Source organism: Agathobaculum sp. TL06, assembly GCF_054658635.1.
The window spans coordinates 1-745 of sequence record NZ_BAAGGY010000065.1 but is presented as its reverse complement, the minus strand read 5'-3'; the positions used below and the strand labels follow the sequence as shown (position 1 = coordinate 745).

At 35.7% G+C, this 745-nt stretch carries 1 protein-coding gene; it reads left to right on the top strand.

What is annotated here, in order from left to right:
- Positions 1-745 (top strand): MATE family efflux transporter (locus tag ACYQ3S_RS15645; RefSeq protein ID WP_459690295.1); only part of this gene is annotated, 745 nt, incomplete at both ends.

Below are 745 nucleotides of genomic sequence, written 5' to 3'. Positions count from 1 at the left end.
TCATATATTTCAAGAAGCCTTGGCGCGAGAAATTATACAGAAGCTAAAAAGACATCTGCCGTTGCCCTTTATGGCATTATCTTCATTACAATACTCTTGTCAGCATTGTATTTTGTTTTTCAAAACACTGTTTTGAAATTGATGGGAACAACTACAGAAAATTATGCGCCAACAAAAGCATACATGAGCATTATTGTTATATTTGCATTCACTATTTCTGCACAAGTGGTTTTACCTTGTATGTTACGCGCTGAAGGAAAAGTAAAAGAGTCAGCTATTGGGCTGATGATTGGTACAGTTGTCAATATCGTATTTGACCCTATTTTTATATTCCCTTTAAAATTAGGGGCGACAGGGGCAGCGTGGGCAACCATTCTTGGTAACACCTGTTCTGCTATGTATTGTATTTTAGTCATTTTGAAGAAGAAAACTTTTCTTTCTGTTTCTATCAAGGACTTTAAACTGGAAAAAAACATTGTCAGCGAAATATTTAAAATTGGTTTTCCATCATCTATAACAAACTTTGTTATGAGTTTTTCTAATATTTTACTGAACAACTTTGCTTCGTCTTATGGGAATAATGCGGTTTCAGCAGTCGGTGTCAGCAGCAAACTAATGACAGTTATGACAATGATGATTGGCGGGTATGTCATGGGGTATCTTCCTTTTGTGGGCTATAATTATGGCGCAGGTAATCTAAAACGAGTAAAAAGCTCTTTTTGGTTTACAGGAATTTCCTCTACTA